This window comes from Sphingomonas olei (genome assembly GCF_045369765.1).
Lineage (GTDB): Bacteria > Pseudomonadota > Alphaproteobacteria > Sphingomonadales > Sphingomonadaceae > Sphingomonas > Sphingomonas panaciterrae.
The window spans coordinates 1-17,046 of record NZ_JBIQEU010000011.1 but is presented as its reverse complement, the minus strand read 5'-3'; the positions used below and the strand labels follow the sequence as shown (position 1 = coordinate 17,046).

Genomic DNA, 17,046 nt, shown 5'->3' with positions numbered 1-17,046 from the left:
GAGGGCCCATTCCCTTTGACCCCGCCGGTATAACCGCCAGTGATGCAGCCCGCCTATCGGGCGTGTCGCGGGATTGACGCGAGCGCCGTCGCGTAGAACGATCCCGCCATGACGCATATCGCCGCCGCTGCGGCGCCCGACCAAGCCGACATCACCCGCGCGCCCGTCAACCGGCGCGGCATGGCGTTGTACGGGCTGCTGGGCTTTGCCGCTGGCCTGCCCTTCTACATGTTCTCCACCGTGCTCGCGCTGCGCTTGCAGGCGCATGGCGTGGCGCTGGCGGTGATCGGCTTCTTCGCCTGGGTGCAGCTTCTGCCGACGCTGAAGTTTGTCTGGGCGCCGTTGCTCGATCGCTATGCCGTCCCCGGCTTCTCGCGCTTCTATGGCAAGCGGCGCGGCTGGCTGATGCTGGCGCAGCTCGGCATTTTCGCCTCGATGCTCGGCATGGCGTTGACCGCCGGCGACGGCAGCCTGGCGGTCACCGCCCTGTTCGCGGTGCTGCTCGCCTTCTGGACGACCACGCTCGAGATCGCTGCCGACGCCTGGCGTATCGAGCTGTTTCCATCGCAGGACGAACAGGGGCCGATCGTCGCCGCCAACCTGTGGGGCTATCGCAGCGCGATGGTCGCGGCCGGAAGCGGCGCGCTGCTGCTCGCGGACTGGAGCGGCTGGACGCTCGCCTATCTCGCCATCGCGCTCGCCGCTTTCCTGCCCTTCCCTGTGCTCGCCGCGATGCGGGGCGCGGATGATCGCGACGTGGAGCGGGTCACCTCGCTCGCAACCGGCATCCTGGCGAGCGTTATCATCCTGGCGCTGACCACCGTGGCCACCATGGCGGTCGGCTGGGTGATCCTGCGCGCCGCGGAAGGGGCAGGCATCGACGCCGGCTCCAACGTCACCCCCTGGGTGCTCGGCCTGTGCATGTTGCCCTTCCTCGCGATGGCGGCGGCGCTCCCGCGCATCCGCCGCGCGCCGCCCACCTCTGCCTTGCGTCGCTCGGTCGCGCTCGGCCCGTTTGTCAACTTCTTCTGGCGCTTCGGCTTTGGCGCGCTGGTGCTGATGGCGTTCGTCTCGCTCTACCGAATGGGCGACGTCCTCGCGCTCAACCTGTCAAAGCCGATGATCAAGGATCTGGGCTATTCGCTCACCCAGATCGGCCGCGCGGACAGCCTCGTCGCACTGCTTTCCAGCATCGTCGGCGTCGGCCTCGCCGGCTGGCTTGTCACCCGCTGGAGCATGACATGGGCGCTGGCGGTCGGCGCGCTGCTCGCGGGCATCGGCAACTTCGCCTTCGTATGGCTGGCGCAGCAACCGGTGGATGAGGTGCTGCTCTACGTCGCGACCGGCCTTGACCAGTTCGGCAACGGCTTCGCAGGCACCGTCTTCGTCGTGTACCTGTCGCTGCTGGTCAATCCGCGCTTCGCCGGCGCGCAATATGCCTTTCTCACCGGCTTCGCCTTCATGCTCCCGCGCCTCCTCGCCGGCGCTGGCGGCACGATCGTCGGCGCGATCGGCTATGACAATTTCTTCCTTCTCTCGGGCGCGCTCAGCGTGGTGACCATCGTGTTCCTCCCCGCGCTCGCCCGCATCCATTCCCGTCCGGACGATGACGCATGATCGATACCGTTGTTGAACAAGCCTTCCGCCCAGCCGCCAAGGCCGTGGCTTCAGGGCGGATCCCCGGCGCGGCGCTGGGGCTGGTCACGGCAAGCGGCGAACGCGCTGTCCGCCTGACGGGCGCTGCGCAAAAGGTGCCGGTGGAACAGGCGCTGACCCGCGACCATTGGTTCGATCTCGCCTCGCTGACGAAGGTGATCGCCACCACCAGCTTCATCCTGCGCCTCGCCGACGAAGGGCGGATCGACCTCGATCGCCCGTTGACCGACGCGATCCCGGACCTGCGGCAATATGACGTCGCCGGCGCGCCCGAACGGCGGCTCACCTTCCGCGACTGTCTCGTCCACCGCACCTTCCTGCCCGCGGTGGAGCCGATCTACACGTACGGCGATGATCCCGCCCGCCTGCGCGCCTTCGTGCTTCAGCGCGAATGGCGCCACGGCCCGCCGGTCTATTCCGACATCAATTTCATCCTGCTGGGCATCGCGCTTGAGCGGCTGACCGGCGCCGGGATCGACGCCCTCCCGATCGGCAACGGCCTCAGCTGGGGCCCACCGCCGGGCCCTGCCGTGGCGACCGAATATTGCCAGTGGCGCGGGCGCGTCCTCGTCGGCGAGGTGCATGACGAGAATTGCTCCGCCATGGGCGGCACGATCGGCCACGCCGGCCTGTTCGGCACGATCGACGGCGTGCTCGACTTCGCGCAAGGGCTGCTCGAGGGCACCGGCGCCAGCCCCGCCATGCTCGACGCGATCAGGACGCCGGTCGAGGGACATCGCACGGCGGGCTGGGAAATCCGCTTCCCCGGGTGGTCTGGCGGGCAATCCTGTTCGCCCGGAACGATCGGTCACACCGGCTTCACGGGCACCGGCCTGTGGGTCGATTTCGACCGTGGCCTCGCATGGACCTTGCTCACCAACCGCGTCCACCCGACGCGCCACTTCGACAGCGGCATCTTCACGCTCCGCCCCGAGACGGGTGAGGCACTGATCGACGCCTTCGACGCCGCCTGATCCCGGGTTGGATCCGGCCGGGGCTGCCCGCCCCGGCCATCCGATCAGTTCGCTTCCGCCACCGCCACCAGCGCGGCGTCGATCGCCTTGGTCGCGCTGACATCGCCCGGCATGTCATTGGCATAGGCCGCAAAGGTGAACGTGCGCCCGCTCGCCGTGGTCATGTAACCGGCCAGCGCGTTTGACGCGTTCAGCGTCCCGGTCTTGGCGAACAGCCGCCCGGCGAGCGGCGTCCCCTTGAAGCGGTTGGACAAGGTGCCATCGACACCCGCCACCGGGAAGGTCTCGCGCCACGCCGGGCCCCATTTCTGCGTCGCGCCCCAGCGCAGCAGCGTCACCGTCCCGCGCGGCGTCACGCGATTGTAGTTCGACATGCCCGACCCGTCGGCAAAGTCATATTGCCATTGCGACAGCCCCGCCTGATCAAGCACCCGGCGCACCGCGCGCTGCCCGTCCGCCACCGATCCGCTGCCCTCCACCGCGCCGACGCGCCGCAGCAGCAATTCGGTGTGCAGGTTCTGGCTCACCTTGTTGGTGTGGATCAAATCCTCGTTCAGCGGCGGCGGCGACAGCTTGGCCAGCACCTGCGGCTGCGGCGCGCGCGCCGCCGGCGCGGTGCCGCGCACGTCCGGATCATCGCCCGGCATCAGCGGGCGATGCCGCACCGCCACGTCGCCGGTCACCGTCACGCCCTGCTCGCGGAGTAGCCCGGACAGCAGCCACGCCGCGCGATGCGCCGGATCATCCAGCCCCACGCGCATCTCATACGGCGCCGTTCCCGCCGGGATCGTCCCCGTCAGCCGCAGCAGGTCACTCCCCGGCTGGCGCGACGCGCTGATCGATCTTTTGCCCCCGGCCGGCACCGTGATCACCCGGTTGTCGATCGTGAAATATCCGTCGCCGGCCACGACTGCCGACCCGCCGACCGCACCCGGCGCGACCGACAGGGCCACCTCATTATCGTCGATGGTCAGCGCAGAAACGGCGGTGCCATATTTCCCGACCATGTTGTTCCAGCTCATCCCCGCCGGCCAACGCTCGTCGGGAAACGCGGTGTCGTCGCCGATCACATGGCGCACCCGCCGCGTCTTCTGCGCCACCGCTGCCGCCAGATCTTTCAGGCAATCGCGCGTGCAATCTGCCGCGCTCGACAGCCGCGCATCACCCGCGCCGCTGAGGATCACGTCGCCATCCTCCAGCCGGACGCTCGCGCCCGCCGCCTCGTCCGCGCCGCTCGTCTCCAGCAAGGCAAAGGCCGCCGCCGTCGTGTACAGCTTGGTATTGGATGCCGGGACAAATCGCTCGTCCGGCCGGATCGCGACCACCTCGCGCCCTTCCTCATCCACCACCAGCAGCCCCAGCCGCGTCCCCTGTGCCGCCTGCGCGATCGCACTGGCGACCCGCGCCTCAACGGGGGGCGCAGCAGCCGCAGGACTATGGGCGATCGCCAGCAACGGCAGCAGGACGAGCATCATTCGGCGTCAATCTCCTCTTTCAGAACCGCCAGAAACTCGCTCGCCAGCGCCGAGGGCGGCCGGTCGAGCAAATGGATCGCATGGAGGTCGAACGTCAGCGACGGGCGCAGCGGCCGCATCGCGAGACCGGGGCACATCCACGCTTCGGCGGTGAAGCTGTCGACCACGGTCACCCCCACGCCCGCACGCACCAGACCTGCGGCGATATAGAAGGTGCGCGCCGCGACGACCTCGGTCAGTTCCAGCCCCAGCCGGTCGAGCTCGTCGGTCAGCAACGTCCCGATCGGGCCACTTCCCGCCAGCGAGATGAACGGGCGGTCGACCAGATCGGACAGCTCCACCCGCGCCGGCGCGTCCGGCATGTCGGCCTCGCGATACAGCACGACCAGTTCGCCCTCACCCAGCCAGGTGGTGTTCAGCGCCGCGCCGCGCGGCGGTTCGCTCGCGATCGCGATGTCCGCCTCGCGCTCGTACAATTTGCGCAGCAGATCGTCGTGATGGACGGTCTGCAGGTCGAAATGGACCTTGGGGTGCTTCTGCAGGAAGCGCGATACCGCCATCGGCAGCACGCCCAGCGCCAGGCTCGGCAGCGCGGAGATGCGCAGCCGCCCGCCACCACCGCTGCGCATGTTGCGCCCCGCCTCGCGCAGCGCACGGACGCGTTCCTGGATCTCGGCGACGTCGGCAAACAGGTTGCGCGCGTCCTCGGTCGGGACCAGACGCCCGCCGGTGCGCTGGAACAGGTCGAAGCCGAGCAGCGTCTCCGCGTGGCGCAGCGTCTTGGAGACGGACGGCTGCGACACGTTGAGCGCACGCGCGGCGGCGGAGACGGAGCCGTTGACGTACACGGCATGGAAGATTTCGATATGGCGCAGGTTCACCGGCAAGGTCCTACCGCTGATGCCATCACTCTACCACCCGCCCCCTGAACCTGGCTTCGTCCAGCGCGCCTTCGGCCTTCGCCACCAGCGTCGCGACGGTCAAATTGGCGGAGGCTGACGGCACGGTGCGCGTCATGTCGAGCAGCCGGTCGAACGGCAGCACCAGCCCGACGACCAGCGCGGTCTGCTCGGGCGATACGCCCACCGCCGACAGCATCGCCGCCAGCATGAACAACGAGGCGGAGGGCACCGGCGCGGTGCCGAACGCGGCCAGCGCACCCGTCGCCAGCATCACCACCAGCATCTGCGCATCGGGGATGATGCCCAGCGCCTGAAGCGCGAACTGACCCAGCAGCCCGACGTACATCGCCGTCCCGTCCTTGCCGATCGCCGCGCCCAGCGGCAGCACGGTCGAGGCGACAGGCCGCGCCACGCCCAGACTGTCATGCGCCACGCGCAACGCCACGGGCAGCGTCGCGGAGGAGGATGCCGTCGAGAATGCGATCGCCAGCGCATCGACGATGCCGCGGAAGAACCGCACCACCGGCAATCGCGCGACCAGCGCGATCAGCCCCGCATGCACCACCAGCATCTGCGCCAGCGAGGCGACGATGACGCACAGCGCCAGCCAGCCAACATTGACGAACACCGCCGTGCCGTTCGCCGCCACCGCATTGGCGATCAGCGCGAAGACACCGAACGGCGTCACTTCCATCACGATCCGCACGATATGCATCAGCACCGCGGCCAGACCCTGAAGCAAGGCGACGACCGGCTTGCCCGCCTCGCCCGCCAGCACGCTGCCGATCCCCAGCAGGATGGCGGTGAAGATGATCGCCAGCATGTCGCCGCGGGCCAGCGCCTCGATGATGTTGGCCGGCACGATCGACAGCAACTGGTCGCTTGGCGACACCGCCGCGCCCAGTACGTGCGGCGCGACGCCCGCCAGCGCGATCCCCTCGCCCGGCTGGACCAGCAGGCCGACCGCCATGCCCAGCGACACCGCGATCAGCGTCGTCAGCGCGAACAGCCCGATCGTGCGCCCGCCGATCGGCCCCAGCCGGCGCGGGTCGCCCAGGCCGGCAATGCCCGCGGCGATGGTGATCAGCACCACCGGCACGACCAGCATCTTGATCAGCCGGACGAACAGGTCGCCGACGATCTTCACCGCCGGCGCCGCGTCGGGCCAGAACATGCCGAGCAGCGCGCCGAGCACCAGCCCGGCCACCACCCGCTTCCACAAAGTTATCGCGAACCATCCACGCAGGATGGTCACGCGGGCGTTCCCCAGAAACCGGGCGCCGGCGGCTGCATCCAGCCGGCCTCGTCACGCACCCCGCCCTCGCGATCAGCGGCCAGCCACAAGGGCCCGTCCAGATCGACGAACGACGCGCGCTCAGCGACCAGCATCGCAGGCGCAATCCCCAGCGACGACGACACCATGCACCCCACCATCAGGCCAAACCCCATCCCCAGCGCCGCATCGGCGAGCGCCAGCGCTTCGGTCAGACCGCCCGTCTTGTCGAGCTTGATGTTGACGTAATCATAGCGGCCACGCAGCCGCGGCAGGTCCGCACGGGTATGCAGCGCCTCGTCGGCGCAGATCGGGATCCGGCTGCCCAGCCCCTCCAGCCCGGCGTCATCATCCGCCGGAACCGGCTGCTCGAGCAGGTCGACACGGTGCGCCAGCAGCATGTCCTGCCAGCGCGCGACATCCTCGACACGCCAGCTTTCATTGGGGTCGACGATCAGCCGCGGCAGCGGCGCCACTGCGCGCACGGCGGCCAGCTGCGCCTCCGCTTCCTCGCGGTTCAGCTTCACCTTCAGCAGCGGCACCGACGTGTGGCGCTGCGCCACCGCCGCCATCGCCTCGGGCGTATCGATCCCGATCGTGATCGCGGAGGCCAGCGCCTCGGGCGCCCGGCATCCCGCCAGCGCGGCGACGCTCGTTCCGGCCAGCTTCGCTTCCAGATCCCACAGCGCGCAATCCACCGCGTTGCGCGCGGCGCCCGCGGGCATGGCGGCAGCGATTTCGTCGCGGGTCGCGCCCCCCTCGATCAGCGCACGAATACCCTCGATCGCGGCCAGCGATCCCTCAACCGTCTCGCCATAGCGCGGATAGGGAACACCCTCGCCGCGTCCGACCAGCTCGCCCTCGCGCACCGTGACGGTCACCACATCGGCGACCGTCTTCACCCCGCGCGAGATGCGGAACGGGGTGTGCAGCGGGAGGCCGTCGTGGCGGGCGTCAAGCGTTCGGCGCATCGGTCGCCAGCAGATGGTCGATGATCGGATCGGCGCCAAAGCGGAACGGGTCGGTGCATGGCAGGCCATGCGCCTCGCTCGTCGCCGCCAGCAGGTCGCGCGCCTCGCCCTCGCCCAGCTTGGCGGTGTTCAGCGCGATCCCGACGAAGCGCACCGCCGGGCTAGTCAGCCGCGCGACGCGCAGGTTCGCGTCGATGCACTCGGCAAGGTCGACCAGCGGATAATGCGGCAGGCCGCGCATGTGCGGGCGGGTCGGATCGTGGCACATCACCAGCGCCTGCGGCTGCGCGCCATGCAGCAGCCCGGTCGAGACGCCGGCGAACGCCGGGTGGAACAGCGAACCCTGCCCCTCGATCAGGTCCCAGCCATCGTCGGTGCGCGCCGGCGACAGGTCCTCGATCGCGCCGGCAATGAAATCGGCCACCACCGCGTCGAGCGGCACGCCGTCGCCGGCGATCAGGATGCCGGTCTGCCCGGTCGCGCGGAAATCGGCGGTGACCCCCCGCGCGCGCAGCGCGTCGCGCAGGCACAAGGTGGTGTACATCTTGCCGACCGAACAATCGGTGCCGACCGTCAGCAGCCGCTTGCCCGCCCGCTTCTTGCCGTTGCCGACCGGAAGGTCCGGCCGGGGATCACGAATGTCGAACAGCTGCACGCCAGCGGCCTTGGCCGCCTCGACCAGCCGGGGCTCATCCTTCAGCCGCTGGTGAAGCCCGCAGGCCAGGTTCATCCCCGCCGCGATCGCCGCCAGCGCATCGGCCATCATCCACTCGGGGAAGCGTCCGCCCGCATTGGCGATGCCCAGCACCAGCGTGCGAGCGCCCGCCGCCGCCCCGGCCGCCGCGTCCATGCGCGGCAGGTCGAAACTGAACGGGCAATCGTCATGCCGCCACTCGCCGACGCAATCCTCGCGTCGGAACGTGGCTAGGCCGCGCGAGGTTTTCAGGCCGAATTCGTCGTCCGAATGGCCCAGGTACAGCAGATATGGTGCCGGAATGGTCATAGCGCAGGACGATAGATGCCGCTGACGGTGCCCCGCCAATCATGCTCGCAGCTTTGCCTATAACGCAAGGCTATTCCCCGCAATTTGCCGGCCGCGGCCGTAGCAGCGCCCGCCCCGCCGCCGCCCCGGTGACGGCCCCGTCCTTCAACGCCAGCTTGCCGTTGACGAACAAGGCGCTGACGCCGGCGCTCGGCTCGCGCGGGCGGATGTAGTCGGCCCGCGGCGTATAGCCGACGGGATCGAACACCACGACATCGGCAAAGGCGCCGGGCTTCAGATAGCCACGATCCTTGATGCGATACATGTCGGCGGTCGCCCCGCTCGATCGGCGGATGAACTGCGCCAGCGTGATCACCGGCCGCTTCACGACATAATCCTGATACAGTTTGGGGAAGGTCGCATATTGCCGCGGATGCCCGTTCGATCCGTCGGAGGAGGTGACGACCCACGGCTGCTTCATGATGAGGTCGACGTCGCCCTCCGCCATGTTGAAACTCGCAACCCCAGCGCCGGCGGGATCGGTGCCCTTGGCATTGGCCACCCGCAGGATGCGGATCGCGGCATCGATCGGATCGAGCTTCCACGCCGCCGCCATCTGCGCCAGCGTCTTGCCCGTCCACGGCTGCCCCTGAGAGATCAGCAGCAGCGATTCCGCCCCGCCGCGCCGACGCAAATTCTCGCGCATCTCAGTCCTGATCTTCGCCATCGTCGCGGGCGTGTCGAACCGCTTGATCATCGCCTGATAGCCGCCATCGACCGCCCAGGCCGGGACCAGCGAGGCATCGACGCTCGAACCGCTGGCCAGCCAGGGATATTGATCGGCGGTCACATCCTGCCCCGCCGCACGCGCTTCCTCGATCGTGCGGATCAGTTCGGGCGCCTTGCCATGCAAATCGACGCCCAGCGCCTTCAGATGCGCAAAATGCACCGGCGTCCCGGCGCGCCGCCCGATCTCGATCGCTTCCTTGCTGGAGGCGATCAGGCCGATATTATAGTTGGATTCGTCGCGCTGGTGGCTGTCGTACATGCCACCGCGCTTGCCCACCTCGGCCGCCACCGCCGCAACCTCGTCGGTCTTGGCAAAGCTCTGCGGCGGATAGAACAGCCCGGCGGACATGCCATAGGCACCCTCGCACATCGCCTTCGCCGCCAGCCTTTTTTCCTCCGCCAGCTCGGCCGGCGTCGGCGCGCGATCGGCCTTGCCCAGCACGCGCTGCCGGATCCCGCCAAAGCCGACGAACGGCACCACATTGGTCCCGATCCCGCTAGCCTCCAGCTTGCGTGCATCGTCCCCCACGTCGGGCGTGCCATAGCCGTCGACCCCGATCACGATCGTCGACACGCCCTGCGCCAGCCACGGCAGGTTCAACCGCACCTTGGGATCATCGGAACGGATATAGCTGTCGGGATGGGTGTGCGCGTCGATGAAGCCGGGCGCCACGATCTGCCCCTTGGCCTCGACCACCTGCCCGGCGCGCGTACCACGGCTCGGCCCGACATAGACGATGCGGTCGCCGGCGATCTCGACGTCACCGGTGATCGGCGGCGTCTCGGCGCCGGTATAGATCGTCCCCCCGCGGATCACGACATCGACGTTCGGCCCGCTCGCGGCGCCCAGCGCCAGCAGCGATCCGATCGCCACGCCGGCCTTCAATGCCACGCGCATCACTTGCCCCTCCCCTTCGTCGCCGGCCCCTGCGGCATCAGCGTCGATCGGCTGGCCGCCACCGCATCCACCGCCGCGCGGCTGAACGGCATCGGCTGCATCTCGCCCTTGATCCACGGCGCATATTGATCGCGATAATGCGGCGAGCGCGGGTCGTTCGACTGGCCCGGCAGGTTCAGCATCACCGATTTGTCCCAGTCACCCACGTCGATGACATGGAGGTAGCTTGCGCCGCCGCCGGTGCGCCAGCCTGGCCCATTGCCCAGCCAACGCGCCATGACGGTGTAGCTGTCGCCGCCCGATCCCTCGCCCTCGATCGCCGGGAAGGCCGCGGCGATCGCCGGAATGCTCGACAGCGGATGCGCGATCCGCACCTGATGCAACGTGCCCCAGCGCCAGGCGGCGGGATCGCTGCCCATCAGCCGCTGCGCCTCGGCCCAGCCGCTCGCCAGCGCGGTGTCCACCATCGCCGGACGGCTCGCCGCGCGGCGCAGCAGCTCGGACGGCGCGATCTCGTCGACCAGCCCCTTGGCCTTGTCCGGCACGATCTCTGCCAGCATCCGCTTGCCAAGGTCACGCCACACGATCTCGTACAGCGCCGCCGCGCCGCTATCCCGGTCGAGCTTCGCGTCCCATCCGGACAGCATCTTCACCGCCGGCGCCGCGCCCGCGGATGGCTGCTTGGGCAGCAGCGCCAGGAACTGCTTGGCCGGGGTCGACAGCGTGTCGAACTGCAACGCCACGCTGCTGGCGACCGAATGGCGCTGGTGCGAGCCAAGCACCTCCGCGACGCGCTCGTAGCGATAGGGATCGCGGAACGAGAAGGCCGGGATCTTGTCGCGCGGCCAGTCGGCCGGCAGATTGTTCTGGTTGGCGGAGGCGAACCAGCCCTTCTGCGGGTTGAACTCGCTCGGCAGCGCGCGGAAATCGCGATAGCTGTTCCAGTCATACCGCCCGTCGCCGGGCACCGGCATCAGCCCGTCGCCCTTCTTGCGCTGGGGCACGAACCCGATCACCTGCCAGCCGTGATTGCCGTCCACATCGGCATAATGGAAATTGGTCGGCGACGGGTGCAGCTTGAACGCTTCCTTCAGGCTCTCCCAATCGCGCGACAGGTTGATCGCCACCATCGCGAACGATCCGGAACCGCCCGGCTGCATCCCGATCGAGCCGAGCGCGGTTGCCCGCCCCTTGGCCGGATCGTGCATGATCACCGGCCCCTGTACGGCATAGCGCAGCACGACCTTCTGCGCCGGCCCGCCCTTCACGGGGATCACTTCCTCGACCCGCTCGAACCTTTTCCATCCGCCCTCGTGGCGGTACCGCTCGGGATCCTTGGGATCGAGCTCGAGCACGAACAGGTCCTGCTGGTCGATGTGGAAGTTCGTCCGGCCAAAGGCGAAGCGATCGGTATGCCCCTGCATGATGCCCGGCAGCCCCGGTGCGCCGCCGCCGATCACGTCCAGCCCCGGCGCGGTCAGGTGCGCCACGTGCCGCGGGCCAAAGCCGCCGATGCCCAGATGCGGGTCGTTGGCGAGGATCGGGCGTCCGGTGGTGGTGCGGCTGCCCGCGATGGTCCAGGCATTCGACCCCGCCTGCGCGCGGTCCAGATCCTCCTCCGGCTCGCGCGTCGGCGTGTCCGGCCCGAACGGCAGCCGGCCGAGCTGAAGCACGCCGAGGTCCGCATCGCTCACCTTCGACGTATCCAGCCCCTCGGGCACCGCCAGCTTCCAAGTGGGACGGAGCGGCGCGATCACCGCGTCCAGCTCCAGCATCCCCATCGCGGCCAGCTTCGCGCGGCGGATTTCGTCATCGGCATTACCCATCGAGCTGCCACGCGCGCGCACCAGGTCGCGGATGTCCCAGCGCAGCGGCTTGACGCCGAGGATGCGATATTCCGGCGGCAGCAGCGCGGGGTTCTTCTCCACCTCCGCGATCCGCGCGTTGATCCCCGCGATATAGCCGGCGACGGCATCGCGCACCTCCTTGGGCACCCGCGCCAGCTCCGCGTCCAGGTCGCCGCGGTAATGGAACAGCCGGGCCACCGCATCGTGCTTGGCGAACTCGGGCCCGAACGCTTCGGCCATCCGGCCCAGTTCGCGGCGATGCGCCAGGTCGATCTGGAACAGCCGGTCGCGCGCGACGACATAGCCCTGGCCGAAGAACGCGTCCGGCTTCGTCTGCGCGCGGATATGCGGCACGCCCCAGCGGTCGTCGATGATCTCGATCGGTGCGGAAAGGCCGGCAACACGGCTGGTCCCTTGCACCAGCGCCGACTGGCCGTGGCAGGCAGCAGACACCAGCACGGTCGCCGCCGAACCAAGCAGAAATAGGCGCCGGTCGAGCATTGCTATCCTTTCCTTGTGGGTATGCCGCAGGCTAACCGCGTGAGGCGGGCCGCGTCCATGACAAGCAGGTCACGCCTTATAGCGGCCGGTTATGCGCCGCCCTACGGCTCCTACCCATATGCCTGATCTATGGATCAACAAACACAGGTAGGCCGATCTTCCCTTGACGGCTTTCTGCTCCTACCGGCACGTTCCACCCTATCGGCGATCTGCGACAACAGCATGACGCATGCAGGTAGGCACAGGTAACAAAAGCTCTCGGGGGACGGCACGTGCGTGATATTATCTTGTCCAGAACAATGCTGACGGGAACGGCGCTGCTCGCGCTCGCTTCGGGGCTCGCGGCGCCTGCCGCTGCGCAGACGCAGCCTTCCAGCACCGCCACGGCGCAGATCGGCGATCCGGCACCCGGGACCAGCAACGACGGCAATGGCCCGGACGTCATCGTCACCGGCACGCGCATCGTGCGTGACGGTTTCCAGGCGCCCACCCCGCTGACCGTCCTGACGCAGCAGGAAATCCAGAATTCCTCGCCGTCGAACAACGTCGCCGATTTCGTCAATCAGCTGCCGTCGCTGGCGGGCTCCACGCGCCCGGCGAACTCGCGCCTCAACCTCTCCAGCGGTCAGGCCGGCATCAACGCGCTGAACCTGCGCAACCTGGGCGAAACGCGCACGCTGGTGCTGCTCGACGGCCGCCGCTCCGTCGCCTCGACCGTCACCGGCCTCGTCGACGTCAACACGATTCCGCAGGCACTGATCAAGAGCGTGGAGGTCGTCACCGGCGGCGCCTCGTCGGCCTATGGTTCGGACGCGGTCGCCGGCGTCGTCAACTTCGTCCTCGACAAGAAGTATTCGGGCCTCAAGGTCGCGATCGACAGCGGCATCACCGACAAGGGTGACGGCGGCAATTACTCGTTCAGCGTCACCGGCGGCCTCTCCTGGGGCAGCGAGGGCCGCGGCCACCTGCTGCTCAACGCGGAGCTCGCGCATCAGGACGGCATCTTCCGTGTCGATCGCGACTGGAACGCCACCGGCTACGTCCGCATCCAGAACCCGAACTGGTCCGCCAACAGCACCGAGCCGCAGTTCCTGATCCGTCGCCAGGTCGGCGCGGCGAACTCCACGCCGGGCGGCCTCATCACCGCCTCGACCGGCGCGCGCGCGAACAGCCTGCGCGGCACCTATTTCGGCTACAACGGCGCGATCGGCCAGTATCAATATGGCGCGCTGACCTTCCCGTCGCCGACCGGCACGGCCCCGCCGACGCTGACGCAGGGCGGCGACTGGCGCCTGAATGACTCGGGCCGCCGCATTGGCCTCAGCCCGGAAGACGACCGTCGCGGCATCTTCGCGCGCGCCAGCTACGAAATCGCCGACGATATCGAGGTGTTCGCAGAGGGTTCGTACAACACGCAGGAAATCTTCTTCAACGCCGGCCCGAACCTGCAGACCGGCATTGCGCTGAACGCAACCGGCTGCACCACCGTGCCCGTCGGCCCCAACTGCAACGCGTTCCTCTACAACACGCTTGGCCCGGCGGCGCTGACCGGCATCACCGGTGTGACGCTCGCCACCACTGCGGCTGACCTGCCGTTCCGCGCGATCAACAACAAGCGCGAAGTGCAGCGTTACGCCATCGGCGCAGAGGGCAGCACCGAGGTGTTCGGCAGCAACGCGGTATGGAACGTCTTCGGCCAGTACGGCCGTGCGGACCTGCGTGAACAGCTGCGCAACATCATGAACATCAGCCGGATGGCCAATGCCACCAACGCGGTGTTCGCGCCCGCCGGCAATCCGGGCAACTTCGCGACCGGCTCGATCCAGTGCGCGATCAACGTCGACAGCAATCCCAGCAACAACGACCCGAACTGCGTTCCGCTGAACCGCCTGGGCCTTGGCGTCGCCAATCCGGCCGCCTTCAACTACGTCCTGGGCGATCCGTACCGTGACGAAGTGGTCGAGCAGTACAACGCCGGCTTCAACGTCTCTGCCTCCCCGTTCCGCACCTGGGCGGGCGAGGTCAGCGTCGCGATCGGCGCCGAATATCGTGAGGAAAAGATCCGCGGCTTCGTGCCGACCGAGTTCCAGCCGATTGCGACCACCAACGCCGCCGGCAACCCCACGACGTCCAACGCCTGGTCGGTCGGCAACTACCTGCCCACCAACGGCAGCTACAATGTGAAGGAGGTTTTCCTCGAAACGGTGGTGCCGCTCGGCGCCGGTCTCGAGTTCAACGGCGCAGTCCGCGCGACCGACTATTCCACGGCTGGCTATGTCACCACGTGGAAGGCCGGCGCCACCTGGCAGCCGATCGATGACTTCCGCGTCCGTGTCACCCGCTCGCGCGACATTCGCGCGCCCAACCTGAACGAACTGTATCAGGGCGGCTCCGCGAACAGCGATTCGGTCCGCAACCCGGCCTATACCGCCGACGGCGCCAATGGTCCGGCCAGCTTCGGCTACTCGGGCCTCGTCACCGGCAACCCGCGCCTGGGCGTGGAAAAGTCGGACTCGTGGAATGCCGGTGTCGTCCTGACGCCGCGCTTCATCCCCGGCTTCGCCCTCTCGGTCGATTACTTCGACATCGACATCAAGGACGGCATCACGACGTTCAGCGCGCAGGACATCGTCAACCTCTGCGACTCCGGCAACACGGCCCTGTGCGACGCGATCTCCGAGGATCCCGCGCGCTCGGTCCCGGGCCAGCCGTACCTGCTGATCCGCAGCCAGCCGTTCAACGCGGCGAGCCAGGTCGTGCGCGGCGTCGACATCGACGCATCCTACCGCCTGCCGCTCGACCGCCTGTTCGGCGACACGGACGGGAACCTCACCCTGCGCGGCGTCGCCACCCGCTATATCGACAATATCCTCGACAGCGGCGTGCCGCAGGCGGTGATCACGAACTCGGTCGGCGTGAACGGCGGCCAGTCCACCACCCCGGATTGGATCTATCGCTTCACGGCAACCTACGACACGCCGAACTTCGCGATCACGGCCACCGGTCGCGGCGTCAGCGCGGGCAAATATGTCGCCACCGGCATCGAATGCACCAGCGGGTGCCCGATCTCGACGCCGCAGCAGCCGACCTATGACGTGAACCGCGTGTCGGGTGTGTTCTACGCCGATCTCAACCTGACGCAGAAGGTCCGCTTCGGCGACGCGGACGCTCAGTTCTTCGTCAACGTGACCAACCTGTTCGATCGTTGGCCGCTGTTGCTCCCGGAAACGGGCCTGGCTGCGAACAGCACCTATTCGGACCTGCTGGGTCGTCAGTTCCGCATCGGCCTGCGGATGCAGACCCGCTGATCGCAGATGCGCCGCTACGCTCCTCCGGGGGCGTGGCGGCCGCTGCTCCCAAGGCAACGCAACGTGACAGCATCACCTCCGCCAGTTCGGGGGTGATGTTTTGCATCAGGGCTTCGCCCCACCCAGCGACCGTTTTCAGGTCCAGCGTCCACCAGCGTGACCGGGCGATCCGATCCGCCACCTCGGGCGAAAAGCGCCGGCCGATCACCCGCGCGGGCACGCCGCCGACGATCGTGAACGGCGCCACGTCACGCGTGACCACTGCCCCCGCCGCGATCACTGCGCCGTCGCCGACCGATCGGCATCCTCCGACGATCGTCACGCGATCCCCGATCCACACGTCATTGCCGATGGTCAGCGGATTATCGGCCGCCGCGCCAATCGTGTCGCGCGGCACCAGCCCCAGCTTCGCATTGTAGAAGAACGGATGCTGCGTGATCCGCCCGATCGGATGGTCCCGCCGCCGCACGATCAGCCCCTGCCCGACCGAACACCAACGCCCCACCTGCGTCCCGCGCGGCAACAGGCCGGGGCGCAGGATGGGGCCATAGGAATAATCACCCACCGAAACCCCGTGCTGCCGTTGCAGCATCGCGCGCAAATGACGGGAGTGGAGCTCGCCCCCCTCCCAGCGCTTGATCAGCCGCAGGTACCAGCGATGCGTCCGCCGGCCGCCGTACAAACGGCGCAGCAACATTTCGCGCAGATCCACGATCAATGCCCCCTCCCGGCCGACTGTCTGCCCCGCTGAATATCGGCCATTCGCTCCGACGCGGTGCGAGGTTGATCCGTTCCTGCGCTAACTCCTGCCGGCAGTGGCGCGGCGCGGTTAGAGACATCCCTGGATCTGCGAAGGGGGGAAGGGTCGAGCGTTCATGTCGGCACATGTCATCCCGCCCCTGTTCGGTCTGGCGACGATCTTCCTCGCCAGCACCTCGGTCGTCACCGCGCCCGATAAGCGTGAACTGATCGTCAGCACGGCGCCGCAACTGGTCGCCGCGGTACGCCAGGCACGGGGTGGGGAGCGCATCCGGCTCGCGCCGGGGCTTTACCCGCCCGTCACCCTGCAAAACATCAGTCCGGGCCGCGTGGTGACGCTCACCTCGCGCGATCCCGCCGACCCGGCGATCCTCACCGGGCTCTTCCTGCGCAACAGCGGCAATCTCACGCTCTCCGGCCTCACCCTGCGCAGCGCGGGATCACCGGTGCAGCATGGCTTCACCCTGCACCGGGTGCACGATGTGTCGCTCGATCAGGTTCGAGTCACCGGCCGCCACGGTCCGATCGGCCGCGCGCAGGACAAGCTTCTGCTCGTCCGCGACAGCCGGGATGTCGGTATCACCCGGTCCGAATTCACCAATTCCTTTACCGCCATCTCGCTGCTCGACACGCATGTAGATGTCAGCGGTGAATAGCACGGTTCTGTCAGCGCTAAGTGACACCGATAACGAGTGTGCTGCGGGCGGCCTC

11 protein-coding genes are annotated in these 17,046 nt (G+C 68.3%); 4 read left to right on the top strand and 7 right to left on the bottom strand.

Features of this window, described 5'->3' with window-relative positions:
- Window positions 1-108: 108 nt before the first annotated feature.
- Together ACH0BU_RS12485 and ACH0BU_RS12480 are read left to right on the top strand one after the other, a co-directional pair.
- Window positions 109-1,617: an MFS transporter gene (locus ACH0BU_RS12485; protein ID WP_231621975.1), complete on the top strand. Its 1,509-nt coding sequence runs from the start codon at window positions 109-111 to the stop codon at window positions 1,615-1,617.
- Window positions 1,614-2,630: a serine hydrolase domain-containing protein gene (locus ACH0BU_RS12480; RefSeq protein ID WP_500264100.1), complete on the top strand. Its 1,017-nt coding sequence runs from the start codon at window positions 1,614-1,616 to the stop codon at window positions 2,628-2,630. Before ACH0BU_RS12485 ends, ACH0BU_RS12480 begins: the two co-directional genes overlap by 4 nt.
- Window positions 2,631-2,674: 44 nt before the next feature.
- Here ACH0BU_RS12480 and dacB read toward each other — a convergent pair whose 3' ends face one another.
- The 7 genes from dacB to ACH0BU_RS12445 all read right to left on the bottom strand — a co-directional run bounded on the left by dacB (window position 2,675) and on the right by ACH0BU_RS12445 (window position 12,268).
- Window positions 2,675-4,105, bottom strand: a complete 1,431-nt coding sequence (gene dacB, locus ACH0BU_RS12475) for a D-alanyl-D-alanine carboxypeptidase/D-alanyl-D-alanine endopeptidase (protein WP_500264099.1) — start codon at window positions 4,103-4,105, stop codon at window positions 2,675-2,677.
- Complete coding sequence (locus ACH0BU_RS12470) at window positions 4,102-4,986, bottom strand: LysR family transcriptional regulator (protein ID WP_136451705.1); 885 nt, start codon at window positions 4,984-4,986, stop codon at window positions 4,102-4,104. Before ACH0BU_RS12470 ends, dacB begins: the two co-directional genes overlap by 4 nt.
- Before the next feature lie 25 nt (window positions 4,987-5,011).
- On the bottom strand, window positions 5,012-6,262 hold the full coding sequence (locus ACH0BU_RS12465; RefSeq protein WP_500264098.1) for a dicarboxylate/amino acid:cation symporter: 1,251 nt from the start codon (window positions 6,260-6,262) through the stop codon (window positions 5,012-5,014).
- Window positions 6,259-7,251 (bottom strand): N-acetyl-D-Glu racemase DgcA, encoded by a 993-nt coding sequence (dgcA, locus tag ACH0BU_RS12460; protein WP_500264097.1) that lies wholly within the window; start codon window positions 7,249-7,251, stop codon window positions 6,259-6,261. Before dgcA ends, ACH0BU_RS12465 begins: the two co-directional genes overlap by 4 nt.
- Window positions 7,235-8,254, bottom strand: a complete 1,020-nt coding sequence (gene dgcN / locus ACH0BU_RS12455) for an N-acetyltransferase DgcN (RefSeq protein ID WP_296222322.1) — start codon at window positions 8,252-8,254, stop codon at window positions 7,235-7,237. Before dgcN ends, dgcA begins: the two co-directional genes overlap by 17 nt.
- Window positions 8,255-8,324: 70 nt before the next feature.
- Window positions 8,325-9,920: an N-acyl-D-amino-acid deacylase family protein gene (locus tag ACH0BU_RS12450; RefSeq protein WP_500264096.1), complete on the bottom strand. Its 1,596-nt coding sequence runs from the start codon at window positions 9,918-9,920 to the stop codon at window positions 8,325-8,327.
- A complete protein-coding gene (locus ACH0BU_RS12445) occupies window positions 9,920-12,268 on the bottom strand; it encodes a penicillin acylase family protein (protein ID WP_500264095.1) in 2,349 nt (782 codons plus the stop codon). The genes ACH0BU_RS12450 and ACH0BU_RS12445 overlap by 1 nt, the downstream gene beginning before the upstream one ends.
- A 272-nt stretch (window positions 12,269-12,540) precedes the next feature.
- On the opposite strand from ACH0BU_RS12445, the gene ACH0BU_RS12440 reads away from it, so the two are divergent.
- Complete coding sequence (locus ACH0BU_RS12440; protein ID WP_241212495.1) at window positions 12,541-15,576, top strand: TonB-dependent receptor plug domain-containing protein; 3,036 nt, start codon at window positions 12,541-12,543, stop codon at window positions 15,574-15,576.
- Window positions 15,577-16,451: 875 nt separating this feature from the next.
- Entirely contained in the window at window positions 16,452-16,991 is a 540-nt protein-coding gene (locus ACH0BU_RS12435) for a right-handed parallel beta-helix repeat-containing protein (protein ID WP_500264094.1), read from the top strand.
- Window positions 16,992-17,046 lie beyond the last annotated feature (55 nt).